Source organism: Pseudomonas sp. GW456-E7, from assembly GCF_059424105.1.
In genome coordinates this window covers 1-6,487 of record NZ_JBWKZB010000053.1, presented here as the reverse complement: position 1 = coordinate 6,487, position 6,487 = coordinate 1, and the positions used below count along the sequence as shown (strand labels likewise).

The 6,487-nt window shown below is 60.7% G+C and carries 2 protein-coding genes; one reads left to right on the top strand and one right to left on the bottom strand.

Features of this window, described 5'->3' with window-relative positions; translation table 11 throughout:
* Positions 1 to 87: 87 nt before the first annotated feature.
* The gene (locus tag AC07YV_RS25430; RefSeq protein ID WP_102702798.1) at positions 88 to 2,385 is read right to left on the bottom strand and encodes a fatty acid cis/trans isomerase; all 2,298 of its coding nucleotides are present in this window, start codon (positions 2,383 to 2,385) and stop codon (positions 88 to 90) included.
* A 156-nt stretch (positions 2,386 to 2,541) separates the two neighbouring features.
* On the opposite strand from AC07YV_RS25430, the gene metH reads away from it, so the two are divergent.
* On the top strand, positions 2,542 to 6,252 hold the full coding sequence (gene metH, locus AC07YV_RS25425; protein ID WP_102702799.1) for a methionine synthase: 3,711 nt from the start codon (positions 2,542 to 2,544) through the stop codon (positions 6,250 to 6,252).
* The last annotated feature ends 235 nt before the right edge of the window (positions 6,253 to 6,487 follow it).

Genomic DNA, 6,487 nt, shown 5'->3' with positions numbered 1-6,487 from the left:
GGCTGCGATCTTTTGACTTTGATTTTAAAAAACAAGATCAAAAGATCGCAGCCTGCGGCAGCTCCTACACGTGGGTTCGGTGATTGGTCAGAGGTTCTCGTAGCGGTTCATGTCCAGCACGCCCTCTTCCACCGGATCGGTCTCCTGGATGTAGCGGCTCAGGTCATGGAAATAGAACCAGAATTGCGGATGACTGCGCCGTATTCCCCAACGTTCGACGATTTTCTCAAAGCTGTCGCTATCCTTGGCGTTCTCCATCGCATCCACAAACGCCGGCACTTGCCCGGCCGGGATGTTGAACATGAAGTTCGGGTAGCTGCTGAGCACACCCGGGAAAATCGTCAGGGTATCGAGCCCCGGCTGATAGCGCAGCGATTCGCCGAGCAGGAACGCCACGTTGCTGTGGGCCCGGTTGCGTAGCAGGCTGTAGACCTCACGCTTGCCGCTGCCGGTTTCGATGCGCAGCATGGTCGCTTCCGGCAGTTGATCAATCACTTTCAACCCCGCCGCCGGACGCGAAGTCAGGCGGCTCAACACTTGCTCGGCATTTTGCAGGCCAGGATCAATGTTCGGCCGCGAACAGTAGGCGCCGTCGCAGCGGTTGATCGGGTCGGGCCTGGCATTGAGGTCGCCATAACGGGTCAGCAATTGCTGGGCGAAATCGCGCTTTGGATCCTGCGGATCAAGCTTCAGCGCCGTCGGCTTGTCATCGTCGATGGACTCGTAGTCCAGCCACATCTTGAATTTGCCACTGTTCTGATACCAGTCGTCGAGGTAGCCCTCCCGCGAATCGGCGGGCATCAGGCGCAGGAAATTCTGCTCGGCGCCGTTACGGATCAGGTCGAAATACAGGCGCGTCTGGGCCTGATGGGACACGTTGCCAAACACATCGAAATTGACTGCCAGTTGATAGTAGGTGCGCTCCAGCAGCGGATAGTCGAACAGCCACATCGTCTGCGGCACTTCGCCGATCAGGCCTTTGGTCACCGAGGCGCTGTCGAAGTGGCGAAAGATGCTCAGCAGTGCGTTGTCGTTGCCGGCCCACAGGGTCGACCAGCTCGGTGCGGGCAAGTCGGCGTAGCTGTCGCGGCGCAGGGCCTCGTATTCGTTGCGTTTGTCGCGGTAGTCGTGCCACAGGGTCAGGACGCTGCCGACATCATCATTCTGCCCCGGCATCGCCAGCAAGGGCGTGGCTTGCCCGCGATAGTTCGGGTCGGTGATGTAGAGGTCGTGTTCAGGTGCCTGGAACAGCGCCCAGAAGTTATCGCGAATCACGTCCGTGGCGATCTGCCCACGACACACTGGCCCACGGATAAAGGTGCGCACGAAGTACTCGGCGTTATCGAGCATGAATTGATAGCGCGCCTGGGCGGGAATCGCTTCGAAGGTAGTAAAGGGGTTGGCCCGGCTCTTCGGCCCGTAGCCCGGCAATGCATTGACCTCCCAGTTGCCGCTGTAGAACAGGGATTTGACCCGCGCCAGCTTCGCCGCACTCAGGGGATAGGAGATGTGGGTCTTATGCACGATCACGCCCTGCACCGGCCACAGGCGGTAGTAAAACTCCGTGCCCGGATCATCGTTGGGGCGCCGGGTATTGATCAGGTCAATCGGCTGGCCGGTCGGCGTGCGCGAACGCACCCACTGGAAGAAATGCCCGGGTTCACCCTCCTTGAAGTAGAGATGGGCGAGGAACCAGTGCTCATACAGCCAGCGTCCCACCAGGCTTTGCCGGGCGCCCGGCGAATTGAGCAGGTTTTCCCACTGGATCACTTGCTGCGCTTCTTGCGCACTCGGGGCCAGGGCCTGCTGATCGATAGGTGCACCTGCGGCCAGCCAGCGTTGCAGCGTCTGGTACTGCTGGTCGGTCAGACCGGTCACTGCCAGCGGCATGCCTTCCTTCGGGTGCGAAGCGGCGTAGCCATCGAACTGCGCAGGACTGGCACACATGTTCTCCCGGTTCAGGCCCAGGACGATGTCTTGCGGCAACCTGGCGTTGGGTTGCAAGGGGGTGTTGTGGCCCAGTTCCAGCATCCGCGCCATCAATGCTGCCTGACTACCCTGCGCATCGAGCACCGAAAAGAAGCCCTTTTGTTGCCAGGCGGCTTTTCCGGAGGCGTCCAGAAACAGCCGCGTTGGCGCCACCGCCTTGGTGCGGTCACCGTCGTAAACCGGGACTTTCGTCGCGCCGCGTGCCGCGCCCTCGCCGCTGCCCAGGTTGAGCTGACAGGCGGCGTCGTTGCAGGCGTGGCAGGCCACGCACTTTTCAGTGAAGATCGGTTGAATGTCTCGAGTGTAGGAAATGGCAGAGGAATTCGCCGGACTTTGCGCCGCAGCGCCCCAGCTTAAAAGCATCAACACACTGCTGATGACGAAGCGATAAGACATGTCCCTGGTCCTGGATCCTGAAAAAACGCCGCGATTCTACCGGTCTGCCACCCCTGACAACATGAACGATATTCATGCAAATCCGAGTCATGCTCTAAAAGCGCACAGGTTTGCTATCATCCCGGCCCTTCGTCATGGTCTTACCGAGTAGTCCAAATGTCCGATCGCAGCGTTCGCCTTCAAGCTCTCAAGCACGCCCTCAAAGAGCGCATCCTGATTCTCGATGGCGGTATGGGCACGATGATCCAGAGCTACAAGCTCGAAGAGCAGGATTACCGTGGCAAACGCTTCGCTGACTGGCCGAGCGATGTCAAAGGCAACAACGACCTGTTGGTACTGACTCGCCCGGACGTGATTGGCGGCATCGAGAAAGCCTACCTCGACGCTGGCGCCGACATTCTGGAAACCAACACCTTCAACGCTACCCAGATCTCCCTGGCCGACTACGGCATGCAGGGCCTGGCGTATGAATTAAACGTAGAAGGCGCTCGCCTGGCACGCAAGGTCGCCGACGCCAAGACCCTGGAAACCCCGGACAAGCCGCGCTTCGTCGCCGGCGTGCTCGGGCCTACGAGTCGCACCTGCTCGTTGTCCCCGGACGTGAACAACCCCGGCTACCGCAACGTGACCTTCGATGAGCTGGTGGAAAACTACACCGAATCCACCAAAGGCCTGATCGAGGGCGGCGCCGACCTGATCCTGATCGAAACCATCTTCGACACCCTCAACGCCAAGGCCGCGATCTTTGCCGTGCAAGGCGTGTTCGAAGAGCTGGGCGTCGAACTGCCGATCATGATTTCCGGCACCATCACCGACGCTTCGGGCCGCACCCTGTCGGGCCAGACCACCGAAGCCTTCTGGAACTCCGTGGCCCACGCCAAGCCGATTTCCGTTGGCCTGAACTGCGCCCTCGGCGCCAGCGAGTTGCGCCCGTACCTCGAAGAGCTGTCGAACAAGGCAGGCACCCACGTCTCGGCGCACCCGAACGCCGGCCTGCCGAACGAATTCGGCGAGTACGACGAACTGCCATCGCAAACCGCCAAGGTCATCGAAGAGTTCGCCCAAAGCGGCTTCCTCAACATTGTCGGCGGCTGCTGCGGCACCACGCCGGGCCACATCGAAGCCATCGCCAAGGCCGTGGCCGGTTATGCGCCGCGCCAGATCCCGGACATCCCCAAGGCTTGCCGCCTCTCGGGCCTGGAACCCTTCACCATCGATCGCAGTTCGCTGTTCGTCAACGTCGGCGAGCGCACCAACATCACCGGTTCCGCCAAGTTCGCCCGGCTGATCCGCGAGGACAACTACACCGAAGCCCTGGAAGTCGCCCTGCAGCAGGTCGAGGCCGGCGCCCAGGTGATCGACATCAACATGGACGAAGGGATGCTCGATTCGAAGAAGGCCATGGTGACCTTCCTCAATCTGATTGCCGGTGAACCGGACATCTCTCGCGTACCGATCATGATCGACTCCTCGAAGTGGGAAGTGATCGAAGCCGGCCTCAAATGTATCCAGGGCAAGGGCATCGTCAACTCGATCAGCATGAAAGAAGGCGTGGAGCAGTTCATTCACCACGCCAAACTGTGCAAGCGCTACGGCGCCGCGGTGGTGGTGATGGCCTTCGACGAGGCCGGCCAGGCCGACACCGAAGCGCGCAAGAAGGAAATCTGCAAACGCTCCTACGACATCCTGGTCAACGAAGTGGACTTCCCGCCGGAAGACATCATCTTCGACCCGAACATCTTCGCCGTCGCCACCGGTATCGAAGAACACAACAACTACGCCGTCGATTTCATCAACGCCTGTGCCTACATCCGTGACGAACTGCCGTACGCGCTGACGTCCGGTGGCGTGTCCAACGTGTCGTTCTCGTTCCGCGGCAACAACCCGGTGCGTGAGGCGATCCACTCGGTGTTCCTGCTGTACGCGATCCGTTCCGGGCTGACCATGGGTATCGTCAACGCCGGGCAACTGGAGATCTACGACCAGATCCCGGTGGAACTGCGCGACGCCGTCGAAGACGTGATCCTCAACCGCACCCCGGAAGGCACCGACGCCCTCCTCGCCATCGCCGACAAGTACAAGGGCGACGGCAGCGTCAAGGAAGCCGAGACCGAAGAGTGGCGCAACTGGGACGTCAACAAGCGTCTGGAACATGCGCTGGTCAAAGGCATTACCACCCACATCGTCGAAGATACCGAAGAATCGCGCCTGTCCTTCAGCCGCCCGATCGAAGTGATCGAAGGCCCGCTGATGGCCGGCATGAACATCGTCGGCGACCTGTTCGGCGCCGGCAAAATGTTCCTGCCCCAGGTGGTGAAATCCGCTCGCGTGATGAAGCAGGCCGTGGCGCACCTGATCCCGTTCATCGAACTGGAAAAAGGCGACAAGCCGGAAGCCAAGGGCAAGATCCTGATGGCGACTGTGAAAGGCGACGTGCACGACATCGGCAAGAACATCGTCGGCGTCGTGCTCGGTTGCAACGGCTATGACATCGTCGACCTCGGCGTGATGGTCCCGGCGGAGAAAATCCTCCAGGTGGCCAAGGAGCAGAAGTGCGACATCATCGGCCTGTCCGGCCTGATCACCCCGTCGCTGGATGAGATGGTCCACGTCGCCCGCGAAATGCAGCGCCAGGACTTCCACCTGCCATTGATGATCGGTGGCGCCACCACCTCCAAGGCGCACACCGCGGTGAAGATCGAGCCGAAGTACAGCAACGACGCAGTGATCTACGTCACCGACGCCTCCCGTGCCGTGGGCGTGGCGACCCAGTTGCTGTCCAAGGAGCTCAAGGCCGGTTTCGTCGAGAAAACCCGTCAGGACTACATCGAGGTTCGCGAGCGCACCGCCAACCGCAGCGCCCGCACCGAACGCCTGAGCTATGGCGCGGCCATCGCCAAGAAACCACAGTTCGACTGGGCGAGCTACACACCGGTCAAACCGACCTTCACCGGCACCCGGGTACTGGACAACATCGACCTCAACGTTCTGGCCGAGTACATCGACTGGACGCCGTTCTTCATATCCTGGGACCTGGCCGGCAAATTCCCGCGCATCCTCCAGGACGAAGTGGTCGGTGAAGCCGCCACCTCGCTCTATAAAGACGCTCGAGAAATGCTCACCAAACTGATCGATGAAAAGCTGATCAGCGCCCGCGCGGTGTTCGGTTTCTGGCCGGCCAACCAGGTGCATGACGACGACATCGAACTCTATGGCGATGACGGCAAGCCAATGGCCAAGCTGCATCACCTGCGCCAGCAGATCATCAAGACCGACGGCAAGCCGAACTTCTCCCTGGCCGACTTCGTCGCGCCCAAGGACAGTGAAGTGACCGACTACGTGGGTGGTTTCATCACCACCGCCGGCATCGGCGCCGAAGAAGTGGCCAAGGCCTACCAGGACGCTGGCGACGACTACAACTCGATCATGGTCAAGGCCCTGGCCGACCGACTGGCCGAAGCGTGTGCCGAATGGCTGCACCAGCAGGTGCGTAAAGACTATTGGGGCTACGCCAAGGATGAAGTGCTGGATAACGAAGCGCTGATCAAGGAGCAATACACTGGCATCCGTCCGGCACCGGGTTATCCGGCCTGCCCGGATCACACCGAAAAAGCCCAGTTGTTCGCCTTGCTCGATCCCGAAGCTCAGGAAATGCGCGCAGGCCGCAGCGGCGTGTTCCTCACCGAACACTACGCCATGTTCCCGGCAGCAGCGGTCAGCGGCTGGTACTTCGCTCACCCGCAGGCGCAGTACTTTGCCGTGGGCAAGGTCGACAAGGACCAGGTGCAGAGCTACACCTCGCGCAAAGGCCAGGAGTTGAGCGTGACCGAACGCTGGCTGGCGCCGAACCTGGGTTACGACAACTAAGCGGCTCTATTGGCCACGATATTGTGGCCAACACATACCTCTGTGGGAGCGAGCTTGCTCGCGATGGCGGACTGACAGTCGCATGGATATCGACTGTTACGGCCTCATCGCGAGCAAGCTCGCTCCCACAGAAAATGCGCCAGCCCTGAGTGAGTTGTCTTTGCCGTGGGCAAGGTCGACAAGGACCAGGTGCAGAGCTACACCTCGCGCAAAGGCCAGGAGTTGAGCGTGACCG

Bases quoted from the DNA above. Each gene is read 5' to 3' on its own strand.
- AC07YV_RS25430 (WP_102702798.1), bottom strand. From the start codon at position 2,385: ATGTCTTATCGCTTCGTCATCAGCAGTGTGTTGATGCTTTTAAGCTGG.
- metH (WP_102702799.1), top strand. From the start codon at position 2,542: ATGTCCGATCGCAGCGTTCGCCTTCAAGCTCTCAAGCACGCCCTCAAA.